The sequence below is a fragment of the Micromonospora parathelypteridis genome, from assembly GCF_014201145.1.
GTDB lineage: Bacteria > Actinomycetota > Actinomycetes > Mycobacteriales > Micromonosporaceae > Micromonospora > Micromonospora parathelypteridis.
Genome location: NZ_JACHDP010000001.1, coordinates 2719376 through 2736723 on the forward strand (window position 1 = coordinate 2719376; position 17348 = coordinate 2736723).

Below are 17348 nucleotides of genomic sequence, written 5' to 3' on the forward strand. Positions count from 1 at the left end.
AGTGCGGACCGAAACCCGGTGACCTAGGGTCGGCGACCATGGACGCCGAGATCATCGTCACCGAGCTGACCCCCGACCTGGCCCCCACCGTGGTCCGGCTCTGTGCGCAGGCCCTCGACCTTCCCGAGGACGCCGCCGAGGCGGCCCCCATCGTGGACGTGCTCTGGCCCCGGGCCGCCGCCGACCGGCCGGTGGTCGGACTGGGCGCGTACCGGGGCGCGGATCTGGTCGGGGTGCTGCTCTGCTCGGTGTCGTCGACCGAGCCGGGCATCGGGCACGTAGACCTGGTCGCGGTCCTCCCCGACCACCGCCGCCGGGGCGTCGGCCGGGCCCTGCTCCACCGGGCCGAGCGCGTGCTCGCCGAACGCGGGGTGACCGAGGTGCTGCTGGCCGGGAACCCGCCGTACTACGCGTGGCCGGGCATCGACGTCCGCTACACGCCAGCGGTCTGCGCCGCCCTCGCCTTGGGCTACCAGCAGGACCGGACCGCCTGGAACATGACCGCAGACCTGTCGTACGACGAGTCGCCGGCACTGCGTTCCACCGAGGCCGCCGAGCGGCGGCTGGCCGATCAGGGCGTCACCGTACGCCGGGCGGAGCCGGCGGACCTGCCAGCGCTGACCGCGTTCGCCCGGTCCACCTTCGGTGGCGCGTGGGATGGCGAGCTGGCCGGGTCGGTGGGTCGTGACGGCGCCGGCTGCCACCTGGCCGAGCGGGACGGCGAGGTGCTCGGCTTCGCCGCGTACGGGTCGTCCCGGCCGAGTTGGTTCGGGCCGATGGGCACCGCGCCGGCCGCCGAGGGGTCGGGCATTGGCGGGGTGCTGCTGCGGCGCTGCCTACGGGACCAGCAGACGGCGGGGTTGGACCGGGCGCAGATCGGCTGGGTGGGGCCGGTGCCGTTCTATTCAGGCAGCGCAGGTGCCCGGATCGAGCGGGTCTTCTTCCTGTACCGGCGGGAGGTCGGGGCGCAATAAGGGGCGAACGGGACACTGGTCCAGATAGCGCCGTTCGCCCGCACCGACCATCGACGCCCCCTACCGTTTCGGTAGAGGAGGCAGCCATGACCACGGATGACGACAAGACCGAGGACGGCCCGCCGATCACCTGGAAACCGGTCGGCGAACTCCCCGGCCAACTGCCGTTCGACCGGCTCGACTACGGCGACGCCGAGCAACTGGCCGAGATGACCACGGACGACTCGCCGTCGGTGGTCGAGGAGCCGCAGGAGATGGTGGACGCGCCGATCCAGCTGCTTCCGCCGTACGACCGGGCGCACAAACGGCGCAACCAGCGCCCACTACCGACCTGACGACGAACGGGGCGGACCGCGTCAGCGGCCCGCCCCGTTCTGTGTCGGAACTGGACTCAGAAGTCCATGTCCCCGCCACCCGGGCCAGCCGGGGCAGCCGGGGTCTTCTCCGGCTTGTCCGCGACGACGGCTTCGGTGGTGAGGAAGAGCGCCGCGATGGAAGCGGCGTTCTGCAGCGCCGAACGCGTCACCTTGGCCGGGTCGATGATGCCCGCGGCCAGCAGGTCCACGTACTCGCCGTTGGCGGCGTTGAGGCCGTGACCCGCTTCGAGGTTACGGACCTTCTCCACCACGACGCCACCCTCGAGGCCGGCGTTGACGGCGATCTGCCGCAGCGGGGCGTCCAGCGCGACCTTGACGATGTTCGCGCCGGTCGCCTCGTCGCCGACCAGGTCGAGCTTGTCGAAGGCGGTCTTGCCGGCCTGAACCAGCGCGACGCCACCACCGGGGACGATGCCCTCCTCGACGGCCGCCTTCGCGTTGCGAACGGCGTCCTCGATGCGGTGCTTGCGCTCCTTGAGCTCGACCTCGGTGGCCGCGCCGACCTTGATGACCGCAACGCCACCGGCCAGCTTGGCCAGCCGCTCCTGCAGCTTCTCGCGGTCGTAGTCGGAGTCGCTCTTGTCGATCTCGGCACGGATCTGGTTGACCCGGCCCTGGATCTGCTCGGCGTCACCGGCACCGTCGACGATGGTGGTCTCGTCCTTGGTCACCACGACCTTGCGGGCGCGGCCCAGCATGTCGAGGCTGGCGGCGTCGAGCTTGAGGCCGACCTCCTCGCTGATGACCTGGCCACCGGCGAGGATGGCGATGTCGGTCAGCATGGCCTTGCGGCGGTCACCGAAGCCCGGCGCCTTGACGGCGACCGACTTGAAGGTGCCACGGACCTTGTTGACCACCAGGGTGGCGAGGGCCTCGCCCTCCAGGTCCTCGGCGATGATCAGCAGCGGCTTGCCCGACTGCATGACCTTCTCCAGGATCGGGAGCAGGTCCTTCACCGACGAGATCTTGCTGTTGGCGATCAGGATGTACGGGTCGTCGAAGACGGCCTCCATACGCTCCGGGTCGGTCATGAAGTAGGCCGAGATGTAGCCCTTGTCGAAGCGCATACCCTCGGTGAGCTCCAGCTCCAGCCCGAAGGTGTTGCTCTCCTCGACGGTGATGACGCCTTCCTTGCCGACCTTGTCCATCGCCTCGGCGATGATCTCGCCGACGGTGCTGTCGCCAGCGGAGATGGAGGCGGTGGAGGCGATCTGCTCCTTGGTCTCGACGTCCTTGGCGAGCTTGGACAGCTCCTCCGAGACGCTCGCGACCGCAGCCTCGATGCCCCGCTTCAGGGCCATCGGGTTGGCGCCAGCGGCCACGTTGCGCAGGCCCTCGCGAACCAGGGCCTGGGCCAGGACGGTCGCCGTCGTCGTGCCGTCACCGGCAACGTCGTCGGTCTTCTTGGCGACCTCCTTGACCAGCTCAGCGCCGATCTTCTCGTACGGGTCCTCGAGCTCGATCTCCTTGGCGATGCTCACACCATCGTTGGTGATGGTGGGGGCACCCCACTTCTTCTCGAGCACGACGTTGCGGCCCTTGGGGCCGAGGGTCACCTTTACGGCGTCGGCGAGCTGGTTCATGCCCCGCTCGAGGCCGCGGCGCGCCTCTTCGTCGAACGCGATCATCTTGGCCATACGGCGTTGTCCTCCTGGACACTCACGGGCCACCCGAGATGTGTGCCTCGAATGGGCCGCCTGGTGTACGCACCTTGGGACGTCGCCACCTGGCGACGACGACGTCCTTCGGCCGGGCCGGATAGCCCGCGACGACCGGCCATGTGCCGCCCCGGCGTCTCCACGCCGGTGCAACCTGGCCCCACCGTCCCGACCATTGGCACTCACGGTATGCGAGTGCCAATGACTTGTTTAGCACTCTCCCCTGCCGAGTGCAAGCACGATGGGGCCGCTCAGCCGAGTTCCGCGGCCAGTCCGGCAGTGTTCACCGGCGCCTCATGGGCCCGCTGCTCGGCGTATGTCACCAGTAGCCCGATCAGCTGGGCGAGATGGGCCGGCAGGGCCAGCACCGCGGTGACCCCGATCACCGCCACCGCCCCGGTCGCGGTACCCGGCGACGCGAGGGGATCCGTACCGAGAACGGAGGTGCCTGCCCCCTCCAGCGCCCCCGGGATCAGACTGCCGATGATCACCGCCAGGGCCACCAGGGCCACCCGACCGAGCAGCAGGCCGAGTCGGTCGTGGAACATCCGGAACGATCGGCCGATCGGTTCGCGGCGTTCGAAGAGATAGACCGGGCCGGCCATGCTCAGCGCGAACGCCAGGTAGATGCCGGGCAGCACGCAGAGACAGACGCCGACGCCGACGAGCACGCTGATCAGCAGGGTCCAGCCCCAAAGCCCGAGCGCCCGACGGAGGCCGTAGCGCAGCGCCGAATCGAGGCTGCCCGGCTGGCCGGCCGCCTGCTGGGTGATCACCCAGCTGCCGGCGGCCCAACCGACGGCCTGCACCAACCCGATCAACAGACTGCCGCCGACCAGCACGACGATGATGCTCAGCAGCTCGGAGACGAAATTGTCCGGCAGCACGGCGGTCGGGTCCGCCTCGGCCTGGGCGGCCCACTCCGCCGACGGGTCCAGGCCGAGAGAGATCACCGAGAGCACCGCCGCCGGCAGCACCTGGGTGAGCAGCATGATGGGCACCAACTGCCGCCAACCCCGGCGCAGCGCGCCCCCACACCGGTTGAACCATCCGGCGAGACCGGCGCCGGGCGGAGTGACCAGGGGGTCGTTCGGGTCGAACCCGTAACCCGGCGGGTACCAGCCGACCGGCGACCCCGGATACCACGGCTGCCCGCCGTAGGGACCCGCCCCGAGCGGGTAGCCGCCGGTGGGCGGGAACGCCCAGCCCTGCGGTGGCGGGGCCGCACCCCAGGCACCCTGCGCGGGATCCCAGCCGGGCGGCGGACCGGCGTGGCCGGAGGGCGGGTCAGCCGGGGGCATGCCCGGCGCCCAGCCGGGCGGCGGACCGGAGTGACCAGGGCTGCCGGCGGGCGAGGACGGGTCCGACTCACCCGGCCCGGAGGGTGGGGTGGGCGGGGGTGGCTGGTCGGTCATGAACGCTCCTCGGCATCGGCTGGAACGGTTCACGATCTTCCCGGCTGCGCGCCCGTGCCGCAGCCCCGACCAAGGGGGCCGATCGGCCAGGAAGCTCAGCCGATGACGCGTACGTGCTCAGCCTGCGGGCCCTTCTGGCCCTGGGCGATCTCGAACTCGACCCGCTGACCGTCATCCAGCGCCTTGTAACCGTCCATCTCGATCGCGGAGAAGTGGACGAACACGTCCTGACCGCCGTCGACGGCGATGAAGCCGTAGCCCTTTTCGGCGTTGAACCACTTCACGGTGCCCTGTGCCACGGTGCACTTCCCTCACTCTGCGCGGTGTTGCCTGACCCGGCGCACGGCGCGGCCGGGCGCCCCAGGACCACCGACTCAGCGATCGATGACCGCCATTGAATCAGGTGACCGAAATCGCACGCTACACGAGGAGTGACGGCCGCGCACGGCCACAAATCGGACACACTTCGGGGCGGCCCAACCGCACTGATCGGCGGGGTTCTCGATTCGCCGGATTCACGCCTGTCAGTGCGAATGGAGGGCGGGCCGCGATGGTGCCCCGAGGTGTCGGCAATCGGGTACAGCTCACGAAATGCCGCCCATCCCCTGTGGTAGGCATGCGGGCATGACCACCGACATGGGCTCAGTCGCCCTCCGGCAGGCACAGATCCGCCGGGTCCGGCCGGAGGACGCCGCCCGGATGCGGGCGCTGCGCCTGGAGATGCTCGCCGACGCACCGTTGGCTTTCCTGGAGACCCTGGCGGACGCGGCGGCCCGACCGCACAACGAGTTCGCGGCCCGGGTCGCGTACACCTCGGCCGGTTCCAGTAACGCGCAGTTCATCGCCGACCCGGGCGGCCGGCTGGTCGGGCATGCGGGCGGCACGACCGCCCCGAACGAGCCCGGGCTGACCGTGATCTACGCCGTGTACGTCACGCCGGCCTGGCGGGGCCGCGGTCTGCTCGGCGAGCTGATCGACGGGGTGGCCGCCTGGTCGCGAGCCTGCGGCCGACCGGAACTGCTGCTGGAGGTCGTGGTCGGCAATGACCGCGCCTACCGCGCCTACCAGCGCCTGGGCTTCGAGGACACCGGCGTGCGAGTCCCCCACCCCACCATCCCGGCCCTGACCGAACTACAGATGCGCCGCGGGGCCTAGACCGGAGAACCATCGCCCTGATCGCGCTGCAACCAGGATGTGGTGGCAACCGACCAACGGAAGCCCACTACATCCTGGATCGAGCGCAACCATGCGCGGTGAGGCAGGACCCCGGGCCAGATACCGCCCGAGACGGCCAGACGCGCAGACGACCACCGCGCCCACCGAGGGTTTCCGGGGCAGCCCGACCCGCGCAGGGATCAAGCCTGACCGCCCGGAGCGGGTCGGGCTGCCCCGGAAACCCCCCCAACAGCAACCAACCAAACAGATCAGACGTGCCGCCGAGACTGCACAACCCGGAACCGATTAGCCACATAAGCCCCATCGGTCAACGCCGAGTTCGCCGCCGCGTTGGCGCCACTGCCGTGGAAGTCGGAGAACGCCGCCGACTGGTTCACGAAGACCCCGCCGGTGAGGTTGCAGGACAGGTGCACCCCGACCTCGACCGCCACCGCCTCGGTGGCGTCCAGCACCGCCTCGTCGGTGGAGTAGACCCCGGCGGTGAGCGCGCCCTTCTCGCCGACCGTGCGGCGCAGCAGCTCCAGGCTGTGCGCGGTGGAGTCGGTCGCGATGGCGAACGAGATCGGCCCGAACCACTCCCGGCCGTACGTCTCCGCGTCGTCCGCGGCCAGCTTCACGATCGTCGGGGTACGCACCACCGCGTCGGCGTACGCCGGGTGGACCACGGCCCGCGACTCCAGCACCGGCTCGCCGACCTTGGTCACCTCGGCCAGCCGCTCCAGCACCCCGTCGTTGACGATGGCGCCGGTCAGCTCCACACCTCGGGCCGGGTCGGCGGTGAGCTTGCCGACCACCGCGGCGATCCCGCCGGCCACCTCGTCGAAGCTCTTGTGCCCCTGGTCGGTCTCGATGCCACCGGCGGGGATGAGGATGTTCTGCGAGGTGGTGCACATCTGACCGCTGTAGAGGGTCAGCGTGAAACCGAGGTTGCGGCACATCCCGGCGAAGTCGTCGGTGGAGTCGATGACGACCGTGTTCAGACCGGCCTTCTCGGTGTAGACCGACGCTTGCCGGGCGTGCGTCTCCAGCCAGTCGCCGTACTCGGTCGAGCCGGTGAAGTCGACGATCCTGATGGAGCGGTGCAGGGCCAGGTCGCTCGCGAGCTTCTCGCCGGGAGCCTCAGCCGCCAGCATGATCAGGTTCGGGTCGAAGCCGGCCTCGGCGAGCACCTCCCGGGCGTACTTCACGGTGATGGCCAGCGGCAGCACCGCGCGCGGGTGCGGCTTGACGATCACCGGGTTGCCGGTGACCAGCGAGGCGAACAGCCCGGGGTACGAGTTCCAGGTCGGGAAGGTGTTGCACCCGATCACCAGCGCCACCCCACGCGGCACCACGTGGAACGTCTTGGTCATCCGCAGCGGGTCGCCCTTACCGGCGGCCTTCTCCCAGCCTGCCGTCTGAGGGTGCCGGGTCATCTCGGCGTACGCGTACGCCAACGATTCCAGTGCCCGGTCCAACGCGTGCGCGCCGCCGGCCTGGAAGGCCATCACGAACGCCTGCCCGCTGGTGAACTGCACCGCGTTGGCCAGCTCGAAGATGTGCTTGTGCAGCCGGTCGAGGATCTCCAGGCAGATGCCCACCCGGGCCTGGGGGCCGGCGTCGCGCCATGCGGGAAGCGCGGCGGTGGCGGCGCGGACCAGCTCGTCGGTGCCGGGGTGCGGGTAACGCACCGCCAGCTCGACCCCGAACGGGCTCGCCTCGGTGGCGACCCGTTCACCGGTGCCCGGCTGGTCGAGCGGGAAGTCGCCGCCGAGGTACGCCTCGAAGGCGGCCTTGCCGTCGGCGGCGGCGGTCTCGCCGTACACCCGAGGGCTGGGGGATTCGGGATAGGCGGACCAGTAGCCCCGCTCCGTGATCGCGGTCAGCGCACGGTTGAGGGTGTCGGCGTGCCTGTCGTACAGGGGATGCGGGGTCTCCGTCATGCCCGCAATCATGCCTGAGCACCCGGCGTGAGCAGTAGCGCCAATACCCGTCAGAGGGTGAGCTGCCAGTTGTTCCAGGAGTCCACCGGGCGGAAGCCGAGCTGCTCGTTGATCGCCACCATGTAGCTGTTGCTGGCCGCGTTCCAGGTGTCGATGACGCGGACCGCCGGCTCGTGGGTGAGCAGGTGGTGCAGGTTCTCGGCCTTCGCGATCAGGCCGAGCCGACGCCCGCGGTGGGCCGGGTCGACGAGGGTGATCTGCTGGAAGGCGTGCCAGTCGGCGGAGGCGCCGACGTCCAGCAGGGTCCAGGCGACCAGCCGACCGGACGCCTCGTGCCGCATCCCGAGGTGGTACCGCCGCCGGCCCCTGGCGTCCAACGCCCGTTCGTTGCCGCGGATGCGCTCGGCGTCCACCTGCTCCGGTTCCCACTGCACGTCGCCCATGGGCGCGTCCATCATGAGCCGGCTGTCCAGGTAGGCGATGTCCGCCACGTACTCCTGTGGGGTGGCACCCTGCCAGCAGACCGACTGGTAGCCCTCGGCCCGCGGCCGGGCCTCCGCCAGAGCCGCCCGCAGCGCGACCCGGTCGATCTCGGCGACCTCGAGCCGACGACGCACCTCGGCCAGGGCGGATTGAGCGCCGGTCGAGGCGGCGAACGCGTCGCCCGCGACGCTTCGGGCGGGCCCGGCGGGCAGCGCGCGGACGGTCATCGCGACGACCCGCTTGCGTCCGTGCTCCCGCAGCAGGCGCACCCCGTACTCGTGCAGTGCCCGGCCGACGCCCCGCCGCCGCAGCTCCGGATGCACCACCAGCTCGGCGGTGGCGTTGTCGGTGTTGTCGAGCTGCGGAAGGTCCAGTTGGAGGTAGCCGGCCGGCACGCCGTCCAGTCGGGCCAGCGCCCAGAGGGATCGGGTGCCGGGCATCGGCGTGTGGAACATCGCGTCGAACCGCCGCCGGCAGAAGGGCGGGAAATCCGGCAGATCGGCGTCGTTGACCGCCGCCCCGATCAGGTACGCCTCGTCGACCGAGGCTCGGTCGGCGCCATCGAAAGACGCGATCGTGATGCTCATGCCGCTGAGCGTGCACCCTGGAAAAGCGATCGGGCCAGCGAATTATTCGCTGGCCCGATCGAACGTGGTCGGGAGGGACACTCGCACAACGCCTCCGGCGTTGGGTCGCAAGAACTTCAAAAGTCTTCGGCGAAATGCCCTCCCGCACGGAGCATCTTGCGCCGTCCGGTTCCTGCCGTCAAGTACAGAGCGGCGGGTTTTCCACACTCACAGCGAAATCCCAGTTACACGGCGGCTCTTCTCCCGCGACCCCGATCCGAGCAAATGATCCACTCCAGATCGCCGATGTGGCGGTGTCCCACTCACTCGGATACCGCCACGTCGGCGAAACGGAGTCGATCAATCTCGCGGCGCCCAGTGACCCAGACCGACGCGACAGGCGCGGGCGGGGTCAGCCGAGGAGACCGGCGTCGCGGGCGGCCCGCAGCGAGGGCTTGATGTGGTGGGTCGGCCCGACCTGGCCCGCCACCGCGTCGATGGTCTTCAGTCCTTCGCCGGTGTTGAACACGACGGTCTCCGCCGTCGGGTCGAGCCGACCGGACTCGACCAGCTTGCGCAACACCGCGACGGTCACCCCGCCGGCGGTCTCGGCGAAGACACCGGTGGTGCGGGCCAGATCGCGGATGCCGGCGCGGATCTCGTCGTCGTCGACGTACTCCATCCAGCCACCGGTACGGCGGACCGCCTCCAGGGCGTAGAGGCCGGCGGCCGGGTCGCCGATGTTGAGCGACTTGGCGATGCCGGTGGGCTTGACCGGGGTGATCGTGTCGGTGTCGGCGTGCAGAGCGGTGGCGATCGGGTTGCAGCCGGCCGACTGGGCTCCGAAGACCTTCCAGCCGCCGGCCGGGGCCTCGACCAGGCCGATCTCCACCAGCTCGGAGAACGCCTTGTCAATCTTGGTGAGCAGCTCGCCACTGGCCATCGGGATGACCACCTGCGCCGGGATCCGCCAACCGAGCTGCTCGGCCACCTCGTAGCCGAGCGTCTTGGAGCCCTCCGCGTAGTACGGCCGGACGTTCACGTTGACGAACGCGGTGTCCTCGAATTCGTCGGTCTCCACCAGCTCCCCGCACAGCCGGTTGACGTCGTCGTACGAGCCGTCGATGGCGACCAGCTCGCCGCCGTAGACGGCGGTGGTGATGACCTTGCCCTGTTCCAGGTCGCTGGGGATGAAGACCACCGAGGGCACCCCGGCGCGGGCGGCGTGCGCGGCCACCGAGTTGGCGAGGTTGCCGGTCGACGCGCAGGCGAAGCGGGTGAAGCCGAGCGCCTTCGCGGCGGTGAGCGCCACCGAGACGACGCGGTCCTTGAACGAGTGGGTGGGGTTGGCGCTGTCGTCCTTGACCCAGAGCGGCGCGGTGATGCCCAACTCGGCGGCGAGGTGCGGAGCCGCCACCAGCGGGGTCAGCCCCGGGTCGAGGGTGACCCGGCTGGCCGGGTCCTGACCGGCGGGGAGCAGTGCTGCGTACCGCCAGATGTTCTTCGGGCCGGCCTCGATCTGCTCGCGGGTGACGGTGGCCAGTGCGGCGGTGTCGTAGTCGACCTCCAGCGGGCCGAAACACTCGTAGCAGGCGTGCTGGGCAGCGAGCGGGTACCGGGCCGAACAGGCGCGACAGACCAGGGCGCGGGCGGGGCTGGCGGAGGTGTCGATGCCGGAGGCGGCGAGCGTCGACGTCATGTCGAGAGTCCTCTCATCTTTCCCCGCATCGCACGGTGCGGCGGGGACGGAATTGGCACCTGCCCCGCGGGTCGCTCAGCGGTGAGCGCGCGGGGTGGTTGCCGGGGCGTCGTCGGGCCGTATCCCTCAGCCCCTCTGGATGAGGTATGCAGTTGTGACGTCGAGTCTAGGCAAAGCCGAGCGCGGCCTCCACCGCGGATCCCAGTGAGTGGGTCAGCGGGCGCTGACCGCCACGGGGTCGATCACTGCGATCTGGTCCGTGACCGCGGTCGTCTGCGGCAGGGACGAGGGCCGGGTCCGCGCCCTGGTGGCGAGGTTCGCGGCGACCAGCGCGGCGATCGTGATGGCGGCGCCGACCAGTTCGACGGGCTCCGGGCGGTAGCCCCGGGCGATCTGCACCGCGAAGGTGGTCACCGGGACCAGGTTCATGAACAGCGCGGCGTTGGCGGCACCGAGCCGCTGCACGCCGGTGTTCCAGGCCAGGACCGCGACCACGGCGCCCACGATCACGGCGTACGCCAGTTGCGGCGCGACCGCCGCGAGGTCGGCGGCGGCCGGCGCGTGCTGCCAGCCGACGGCGTCGGCGCCGATGCTCGCGGCCAGCATGGCGGCCGTGCCGGCGAGCGCGGTCAGGGTGGTGAAGCGCAGCGGCGACCAGCCGCCGAACCGGCTGGCACCGTGCGTGTAGATGCCCCAGCCGAGCACCGCGCCGATCATCATCAGGCCGCCGAGACCGAACTGGCCAAGCCCGGCCAGGCTCCCGCGGGTGATCACCAGGCCGACGCCGAGGAGCGCCACCAGGGAGAGGGCCAGCAGGAGCGGCTTCGGCCGTACGCCGTCACGGGCCCAGCGGACCAGCTGGGTGATCACCGGGGTGGTGGCCACGAAGAGGGAGATCTGCTGGGGGGCGGCGTGTTCGAGCGCCAGGTTGGTGAGCAGGTTGAAGCCGGCAAAGCCGACCACGCCGAGCACCACGATCTCGACGGCCCGACCGCCGGGCCGCAGCGCGCCGGAGCCCTCGCGGAACAGCAGAATGGCGACGAGGATGACGGCGGCGAGCAGGTAGCGAGCGGTGGTCAGGTTGAGCGGGTCGATCCGGGTCAGGGCACTGGCCAGGACCGGGAACATCACGCCCCAACCGAGCACGGCGAGCAGCGGATAGGCGGCGGCGCGGGATCGCATCGTCAGCTCCAATGTTCGAGTATCGTCGAACCAACGACACCGACCCTAGGGTGTTGTTCGATGATTGTCGAACAAGGGTTACACTGGTCACATGGAACCGCACGAACCCGACCTGACCGACATACCGGTCACCACCGTGTTGGCCGCACTCGCCGACGACGTGCGGCTACAGATCGTCCGGGCACTCGCCGAGGGCGGTGAATCCGCCTGCGGCAGCTTCGACTTCGGCGTCTCCAAGGCGACCCGCAGCCACCACCTCAAGGTGCTGCGCGAGGCGGGCTTGACCCGCACCCGGGCTGCCGGCACCAGTCGCCTGGTCCGGCTCCGCCGCGACGAGGTGGACCGCCTCTACCCCGGCCTGCTGGACGCGGTCCTCAGCACCCGTATGCCAGCCTGACGCCCAGCTGGCGGCCGGCCGCCAGCTGGGCGGACCGGTACACCCGCACCCCGCCCGGCGCGCCGACGCCGACCGGGCGCGTCGCCGGAACCGCCTCGTCGAGGCTCCGGCGACGCGCGGTACGTGTGCGGTCAGACGACCATCGAGGTCGGTTCGGCAACTGATGCCGGCGGAGTTTCGGCGCGACGCCGGGCGAGCAGCGTGTCGAGCGCCCATGCGCCCGGGCCCAGGGCCGCGATCAGCAGAAACGACCAGCAGAAGAGCGCCGACAGCTCACCGCCGTTGTGCAGCGGCAGCAGATCCTCCGGCTGGTGTACGACGAAGTAGGCGTACGCCATCGAGCCGGAGGCGAGGATTGCGGCGGGTCGAGTGAAGAGCCCGGCCAACACCAACGCGCCGCAGAGCAGTTGGATCAGCGCGGCCCACCAGCCCGGCCAGGTGCCGAACGGTATCGCCGTGCCGGTCATCGGGTTGCCGCCGAACAACCCGAAGATCGAGGACAGGCCGTGCAGTGTGAACAGCAGGCCGGTCACGATGCGGAACAGGGACAGGGTCGGCCCGCCGAGCCGAGAGACGTTCATGGAGACCTCCATCGATGGGAGTGAATGGATCCCATCAATGGTGAGGTATAGGGACATCGATGGTTACAAGTTCCTTGTCAATGGGAAGATCCGTGGTGGAAACGATGCGGGACTCCGCGCGATGGCGCATGATCCACTCCATGTCGCCGATGTTGTGGTGTCCAAGTCGCCGGATACAGCGATGTCGGCATGGAGTGGATCACCAGAACGCAATGCGTGAGCGGGGTGGCCGGAGGTCGGATGGTCTGGAGGCGGGCGGCAGCGAGACGGCGGCGTAGGCGAGGATCAACGGATGATTTCCCGCAACACCGCAGCAGGGCGACGGGTCAGCGCACTGGTCGCCGCGGCTCTCGTCCTCGGCGCCTGCACTGATGACCATCGGGGTCAGGGCGGAGATCCCCCGTACCCGCCGCCGACCGCGCCGAGTCTCAGCCCGTCGAGCGTCGACCCGTGTCCGGCGTCCGGCGTTCAGATCCGGTCGACCGGCGGGGACGCCGCGATGGGCCTGCGCGCCCTCGGCATCGAGCTGATCAACTGCGGCGACCAGCCCTACGAGCTCAACGGGTACCCGGTGCTGCACGTGTTCGACGAGCAGCGTGAACCGATCATGTTGCGCGTGGTCAACGGCGCCAAGGAGATCACCTCGGGTTTCGACCAACCGCCACGAAAGGTCACCCTCGCCGCAGGCGAGCGGGCCACCGCCGTGGTGCTCTGGCGCAACCTGGTCACCGATTCGACAGTGGTGGCCACCAACGGCGAGTACCTGACGGTGGCGCCGTCTGCCGGGCAGCCGGCCGACGAGGTCGATCCGGACGGGCCGATCGACCTCGGCAACACCGGCCGAATCGGTGTCAGCGCCTGGAAGAAGGCCGACCCGTCCACGCCGACGCCGACGCGACCGGCCCCACCACCGGCCCCGAGCGCGGTGCCGTCCTCGGTGAGCCCACCCGACGGCCGCCTATGAGGTGATGTCCTTGCGGGTGAAGCGCCAGAACGCCAACCCCCAGAACAGCGTCGCGTAGCTGATCGCCGAGATGCAGCCGCGCACCACGTCGTCGGTCTGCACCGGGGTCGAGAGCAACCCCAGCCAGGCGGTGCTGAAGTGGGTGGGCAGGAAGTCGCGCAGCGCGCCCAGGGCGGTGATCTGGTCCAGGATGCTGGACAGGATCCAGAGCAGCACCGCGCCGCCGACCGCGCCGAGCGCGGCGTCCGTGGTCACCGACAGCAGGAACGCCAGCCCGGCCACCACCAGCAGTACGACCGCCAGGTAGCCGAGCACGGCCAGCAACCGGAACAGCCCCTCGGTGGGTTCCAACTCTGCGGCGACCGTGCTGCGTAGGGGCGACCAGCCATAGCGCAGGGTGCCGGCCAGCAGCGCGGTGCCCGCCAACAAGAGCAGGGCCAGTCCCGAGTACGCGAGCGCGACCACCAGCTTCACCGTCAGCAAACGGGCCCGGGGCACCGGGATCGCCAGCAGGTACCGCAGGCTGCCCCAGCTCGCCTCGCTGGCCACCGTGTCGCCACAGAACAGCGCGACGACCACCACCAGCAGGAACGACGCCGATACGAAGATCGAGAACAGGGTGAAGTTGAGCCCGCCCGAGGTGGCCAACTCGACCAGGCTGGCGAACTCGTTGCGGCCGTTGTCGTCGTCGCCGCCCGAGTCGAACTGGAAGGCGATCAGGATGATCAGCGGCAGCAGCACCATGAACCCGAGCGCCAACTGGGTTCGCCGTCGGGACGCCTGCCGACGGAACTCCGCCGCGAACGGCATCGTGGCCGACGGCCGGTAGCCCCGGGCCTCACCCGCGCCAGTAACAGCCATCACCGGTCACCGCTTCCCCGAGAGTTGTCGCCCACCAGGGCGAGGAACGCGTCCTCCAGGCGCCGCCGAGGCACCACCCGGTCCACTCCGATGCCGGCGCGTACCAGCTCGGCCACCACCTCGCTGCGGGCCGTGCCGTTGGTGTCGACCACCAACTGACCGTCGCTCTCCGGCAACACACGGACCCCGTGCAGTCGGTCCAGCACCGCCCGCGCCGCCACCGGGTCGCTGACGTCGAAGAGCACACTCGGCGACTCGCCCACGATCTCCTCCACCGGCCCGGACGCCACGATCCGGCCCTTGTTCACCACCACCGCGTGCGTGCACGTCTGTTCCACCTCGGCCAACAGGTGGCTGGAGACCAGCACCGCCCGGCCGTCCGTCGCGTACCGCTGGAGCACCCGGCGCATCTCGGCGATCTGTGGCGGGTCGAGCCCGTCGGTCGGCTCGTCCAACACCAACAACTCGGGGAGGCCGAGCATGGCCTGGGCGATCGCGAGGCGCTGGCGCATCCCGTGGCTGTAGTTCTTGATCTTCCGGTGTACCGAGTCGCCCAGTCCGGCGATCTCCAGCGCCGCGTCGAAGTGCGCGTCCTCGGCCGGTCGGCCGGTGGCCTGCCAGTACGCCTTCAGGTTGTCCAGGCCGGACAGGTGCGGCAGGAAGCCAGGCCCCTCCACCAGCGCGCCGATCCGGGACAGCACCGGCGAGCCGGGCACCAGGCGGCGACCGAAGACGTAGATCTCCCCGGCGGTCGGCTGGGTCAGCCCCATCAGCACCCGCAGGGTGGTGGTCTTACCGGCACCGTTGGGCCCGAGCAGACCCACCACCTGACCGGGGTGCACCTCGAAGTCCACGTTCGACACCGCCACGAAGCCGTCCGCGTACTCCTTGCGCAGTGAGCGCACGGCCAGCGGGGTGTCCGCGTACTCCGGATGCACCGACCGGTCCTGGCGGCGGTGCCGGCGGCGGACCACGGCGACGACCACGACGAGCCCGATCGCGATGGCGGCGAGCAGGCCGGCGAGCACCCAGCGCCAGATCGTCGCGGCGGTGGGGATCGGCTCGCCGCTGACCGTGGGCAGGGTGACCGCGCCGTCCGCCGCCACCGTGTAGACGGTCGGTTCGGCGGGCGTGGTGTACGCCTGGTCGGAGGTGGCCACCACCAGGCGCAGCCGGTGCCCGGCCTCCACCCGGCGGACGATCCCGGGCAGCGTCACGGTGACCGGGCGGGCGTCCTGCACCCGCTGCGGCAGGCCGGTGAGTCGGACCGGGGCGACCAGCCCGTTCGGCAGGGTGGCCGCGCCGTCCGGGTCGACGTCGTAGAGCTTGACGAAGAGCACCGCCTCACCGGTCGGCGACGCGGCCCGCAGGGTGACGGTGGGCGCGCCGGCCACGTCCACCGCCTCGGTCAGCGGCGCCGACTCGAACCGGGCGTGCTGGCCGGGCACGTCGCCGGCCACGCCGTCGAGCAGCGAGGCGAGCCCGCCGGCGAACGGGATCGAGGAGATGGCGGCCGGGTTGCCGTTCGGTGGGTTCGCGATCGGCTGTGCCGGGCCGGCGACCGCGACGTCCCGGCGGGCGTTGCCAGTCAGACCCGGGTAGTCGGCGCGCCGGAAGCCGGTGGCGACCAGACCTCGGTCGAGCGCGTCGAAGCCGGCGATCCGCGACCAGGTGAAATCGTCACCGGGCGCGTCGCCCTCGCCCTTGACGTAGTGGTCGAGCCACTGGACGGTCAGGAACTTCACCCGGTCGGAGTCGGAGCGGGGGCCGGCGCCGCCGTCGTGGCCGCCGGTGAACCAGGCGACCCGCACCGGGGTGCCGGCGGCGGCGATGCCCTTCGCGTTCGCGTCGGCCTCACCGAGGGGGAAGAGCGTGTCCGCCTCACCCTGCACCAGCAGGGTCGGTGCCTTGATCCGGTCGAGCACGCCCGCCGGGCTGGAGCGGCGCAGCAGGTCCACGGCGGCCTGGTCGGCGCGGCCGGTGGTGGCGATCCGCAGGTACGCCGCGCACACGTCGGCGGCGAACCGGCCGCAGGACGGGTCGGCGGCACCGGCCGGGGCGCCACCGGGACCGGTGCCCGGGCCGGCACCCGGGCCCGGACTGGGCGGGCCGGCCGACGCCGGTGCGCCCTGCGGCTGGGCGGCGGTTCCGCCGGAGAGCCCGGCCGGGCCGCTGCCCACGTTGCCGCCTCCGCCGAAGAAGAGGCCGGCCCAGCCCTTCTTGAACACGCCCTCGGTCGGCGCCCCGCCGGTGCTCTCCGGCAGGAAGGCGCGGGACAGGTCGTTCCAGGTGATCATGGGGACGATCGCGTCGACCCGACGGTCCTGCGCGGCCAGCAGCAGTGCCAACCCGCCGCCGTACGAGCCGCCGACCACACCGACCTTCGGGTCACCGGCGGCGTCGGTGCGGATCTCCGGTCGGGCGGCCAGCCAGTCCAGCAGCCGAGCCGCGTCGCGCACCTCGTAGTCCGGGCTGTCCAGGTGGATCTCGCCGCCACTGCGGCCGAAGCCGCGCGCGGTCCAGGTGAGCACCGCGTAGCCGCGCCCGGCGAACTCCTCCGCGTCGGAGCGCACCGACTCCTTCGTGCCGCCGAACCCGTGTGCCAACAACACCGCCGGCACCTTCCGACCGGACGACGCGTCGTCGGGCAGGTAGAAGGTCGTGTCCAGGTCCACCGGCTGGTCGTCGGACGGTCCGGAGCGGACGGTGAGCATGGCGCTCTCGCTCCGTACGCCGGATCCCTGCGGCCACACCGCCCAGGTCACGGCGGCGGCCAACAGCACGACGACCACCCCTGCGGCGATCGCTCGGCGGCGGGTGGGCAGGGCACGCCGGAACCACGCGGCCGGCGACGGCGATGTCATTCGGCACACGGTACGGCCCGCAGCCTGAGCGTTGGCTGAGATCCGCCGTACGTCCGTCCGGTTGCCCCGATCGGTGGTCGGGTTGGTGCGAGCGAGTCTTGTCCGACGCGGCCCAGTGAGTTGAGTTCGGATCCCGTGAATTCCGATCTTCACGCGGATATCCACCTCGATCCCTCCATGTCACACTCGCCGATCAACCAGAGCGTGCCGGAAACGCGGACAAATGGTG

At 70.8% G+C, this 17348-nt stretch carries 15 protein-coding genes and 1 riboswitch; of the genes, 5 read left to right on the forward strand and 10 right to left on the reverse strand.

From position 1 onward, the window contains the following. Nucleotides 1-38: 38 nt before the first annotated feature. Together HNR20_RS12080 and HNR20_RS12085 are read left to right on the forward strand one after the other, a co-directional pair. Nucleotides 39-974 carry a GNAT family N-acetyltransferase gene (locus HNR20_RS12080; RefSeq protein WP_184179109.1) on the forward strand — a complete coding sequence of 312 codons (936 nt, stop codon included), beginning with the start codon at nucleotides 39-41 and terminating at the stop codon, nucleotides 972-974. An 86-nt stretch (nucleotides 975-1060) separates the two neighbouring features. Next, complete coding sequence (locus HNR20_RS12085; protein ID WP_184179111.1) at nucleotides 1061-1309, forward strand: hypothetical protein; 249 nt, start codon at nucleotides 1061-1063, stop codon at nucleotides 1307-1309. A 56-nt stretch (nucleotides 1310-1365) separates the two neighbouring features. Here the strand turns inward: HNR20_RS12085 and groL are convergent, their stop codons facing one another. From groL to HNR20_RS12100, 3 genes are all read right to left on the reverse strand, one after another. Beyond that, nucleotides 1366-2988 (reverse strand): chaperonin GroEL, encoded by a 1623-nt coding sequence (gene groL / locus HNR20_RS12090; protein WP_030490078.1) that lies wholly within the window; start codon nucleotides 2986-2988, stop codon nucleotides 1366-1368. 272 nt (nucleotides 2989-3260) lie between these two features. Beyond that, nucleotides 3261-4424 (reverse strand): hypothetical protein, encoded by a 1164-nt coding sequence (locus HNR20_RS12095; RefSeq protein WP_184179113.1) that lies wholly within the window; start codon nucleotides 4422-4424, stop codon nucleotides 3261-3263. 95 nt (nucleotides 4425-4519) lie between these two features. Next, entirely contained in the window at nucleotides 4520-4723 is a 204-nt protein-coding gene (locus HNR20_RS12100; protein ID WP_184179115.1) for a cold-shock protein, read from the reverse strand. A gap of 325 nt (nucleotides 4724-5048) precedes the next feature. On the opposite strand from HNR20_RS12100, the gene HNR20_RS12105 reads away from it, so the two are divergent. Next, the gene (locus HNR20_RS12105) at nucleotides 5049-5579 is read left to right on the forward strand and encodes a GNAT family N-acetyltransferase (RefSeq protein WP_184179117.1); all 531 of its coding nucleotides are present in this window, start codon (nucleotides 5049-5051) and stop codon (nucleotides 5577-5579) included. A gap of 269 nt (nucleotides 5580-5848) precedes the next feature. Here HNR20_RS12105 and paaN read toward each other — a convergent pair whose 3' ends face one another. The 4 genes from paaN to HNR20_RS12125 form a co-directional block, all read right to left on the reverse strand. Next, entirely contained in the window at nucleotides 5849-7522 is a 1674-nt protein-coding gene (gene paaN / locus HNR20_RS12110) for a phenylacetic acid degradation protein PaaN (RefSeq protein WP_184179119.1), read from the reverse strand. Nucleotides 7523-7572: 50 nt separating this feature from the next. After that, on the reverse strand, nucleotides 7573-8592 hold the full coding sequence (locus tag HNR20_RS12115; protein WP_184179121.1) for a GNAT family N-acetyltransferase: 1020 nt from the start codon (nucleotides 8590-8592) through the stop codon (nucleotides 7573-7575). 391 nt (nucleotides 8593-8983) lie between these two features. Beyond that, nucleotides 8984-10270 (reverse strand): threonine synthase, encoded by a 1287-nt coding sequence (gene thrC / locus HNR20_RS12120; protein ID WP_184179123.1) that lies wholly within the window; start codon nucleotides 10268-10270, stop codon nucleotides 8984-8986. 10 nt (nucleotides 10271-10280) lie between these two features. Further along, nucleotides 10281-10416: riboswitch (SAM riboswitch) on the reverse strand. Between the two features lie 67 nt (nucleotides 10417-10483). Further along, the gene (locus tag HNR20_RS12125; RefSeq protein WP_184179125.1) at nucleotides 10484-11452 is read right to left on the reverse strand and encodes a DMT family transporter; all 969 of its coding nucleotides are present in this window, start codon (nucleotides 11450-11452) and stop codon (nucleotides 10484-10486) included. 91 nt (nucleotides 11453-11543) lie between these two features. Here HNR20_RS12125 and HNR20_RS12130 point away from each other — a divergent pair, with 91 nt between their 5' ends. Then, nucleotides 11544-11849 carry an ArsR/SmtB family transcription factor gene (locus HNR20_RS12130; protein ID WP_184179127.1) on the forward strand — a complete coding sequence of 102 codons (306 nt, stop codon included), beginning with the start codon at nucleotides 11544-11546 and terminating at the stop codon, nucleotides 11847-11849. 131 nt (nucleotides 11850-11980) lie between these two features. Here the strand turns inward: HNR20_RS12130 and HNR20_RS12135 are convergent, their stop codons facing one another. Continuing rightward, nucleotides 11981-12430, reverse strand: a complete 450-nt coding sequence (locus tag HNR20_RS12135; RefSeq protein WP_184179129.1) for a DoxX family protein — start codon at nucleotides 12428-12430, stop codon at nucleotides 11981-11983. Nucleotides 12431-12722: 292 nt separating this feature from the next. Between HNR20_RS12135 and HNR20_RS12140 the strand changes: the two genes are divergently transcribed. Then, on the forward strand, nucleotides 12723-13394 hold the full coding sequence (locus tag HNR20_RS12140; RefSeq protein WP_184179131.1) for a DUF4232 domain-containing protein: 672 nt from the start codon (nucleotides 12723-12725) through the stop codon (nucleotides 13392-13394). Here the strand turns inward: HNR20_RS12140 and HNR20_RS12145 are convergent. Together HNR20_RS12145 and HNR20_RS12150 are read right to left on the reverse strand one after the other, a co-directional pair. After that, the gene (locus HNR20_RS12145) at nucleotides 13389-14255 is read right to left on the reverse strand and encodes an ABC transporter permease (RefSeq protein WP_184179133.1); all 867 of its coding nucleotides are present in this window, start codon (nucleotides 14253-14255) and stop codon (nucleotides 13389-13391) included. The genes HNR20_RS12140 and HNR20_RS12145 overlap by 6 nt on opposite strands. Further along, the gene (locus HNR20_RS12150; protein WP_184179135.1) at nucleotides 14255-17119 is read right to left on the reverse strand and encodes an alpha/beta fold hydrolase; all 2865 of its coding nucleotides are present in this window, start codon (nucleotides 17117-17119) and stop codon (nucleotides 14255-14257) included. The genes HNR20_RS12145 and HNR20_RS12150 overlap by 1 nt, the downstream gene beginning before the upstream one ends. Between the last annotated feature and the right edge of the window lie 229 nt (nucleotides 17120-17348).

Excerpts from the sequence above, each read along its gene's own strand:
- HNR20_RS12125 (WP_184179125.1), bottom strand. The coding sequence starts at position 11,452 with ATGCGATCCCGCGCCGCCGCCTATCCGCTGCTCGCCGTGCTCGGTTGG.
- HNR20_RS12115 (WP_184179121.1), bottom strand. The coding sequence starts at position 8,592 with ATGAGCATCACGATCGCGTCTTTCGATGGCGCCGACCGAGCCTCGGTC.
- HNR20_RS12130 (WP_184179127.1), top strand. The coding sequence starts at position 11,544 with ATGGAACCGCACGAACCCGACCTGACCGACATACCGGTCACCACCGTG.
- HNR20_RS12145 (WP_184179133.1), bottom strand. The coding sequence starts at position 14,255 with ATGGCTGTTACTGGCGCGGGTGAGGCCCGGGGCTACCGGCCGTCGGCC.
- groL (WP_030490078.1), bottom strand. The coding sequence starts at position 2,988 with ATGGCCAAGATGATCGCGTTCGACGAAGAGGCGCGCCGCGGCCTCGAG.
- HNR20_RS12105 (WP_184179117.1), top strand. The coding sequence starts at position 5,049 with ATGACCACCGACATGGGCTCAGTCGCCCTCCGGCAGGCACAGATCCGC.
- HNR20_RS12095 (WP_184179113.1), bottom strand. The coding sequence starts at position 4,424 with ATGACCGACCAGCCACCCCCGCCCACCCCACCCTCCGGGCCGGGTGAG.
- HNR20_RS12140 (WP_184179131.1), top strand. The coding sequence starts at position 12,723 with ATGATTTCCCGCAACACCGCAGCAGGGCGACGGGTCAGCGCACTGGTC.
- HNR20_RS12080 (WP_184179109.1), top strand. The coding sequence starts at position 39 with ATGGACGCCGAGATCATCGTCACCGAGCTGACCCCCGACCTGGCCCCC.
- paaN (WP_184179119.1), bottom strand. The coding sequence starts at position 7,522 with ATGACGGAGACCCCGCATCCCCTGTACGACAGGCACGCCGACACCCTC.
- HNR20_RS12135 (WP_184179129.1), bottom strand. The coding sequence starts at position 12,430 with ATGAACGTCTCTCGGCTCGGCGGGCCGACCCTGTCCCTGTTCCGCATC.
- HNR20_RS12150 (WP_184179135.1), bottom strand. The coding sequence starts at position 17,119 with ATGACATCGCCGTCGCCGGCCGCGTGGTTCCGGCGTGCCCTGCCCACC.
- HNR20_RS12085 (WP_184179111.1), top strand. The coding sequence starts at position 1,061 with ATGACCACGGATGACGACAAGACCGAGGACGGCCCGCCGATCACCTGG.
- thrC (WP_184179123.1), bottom strand. The coding sequence starts at position 10,270 with ATGACGTCGACGCTCGCCGCCTCCGGCATCGACACCTCCGCCAGCCCC.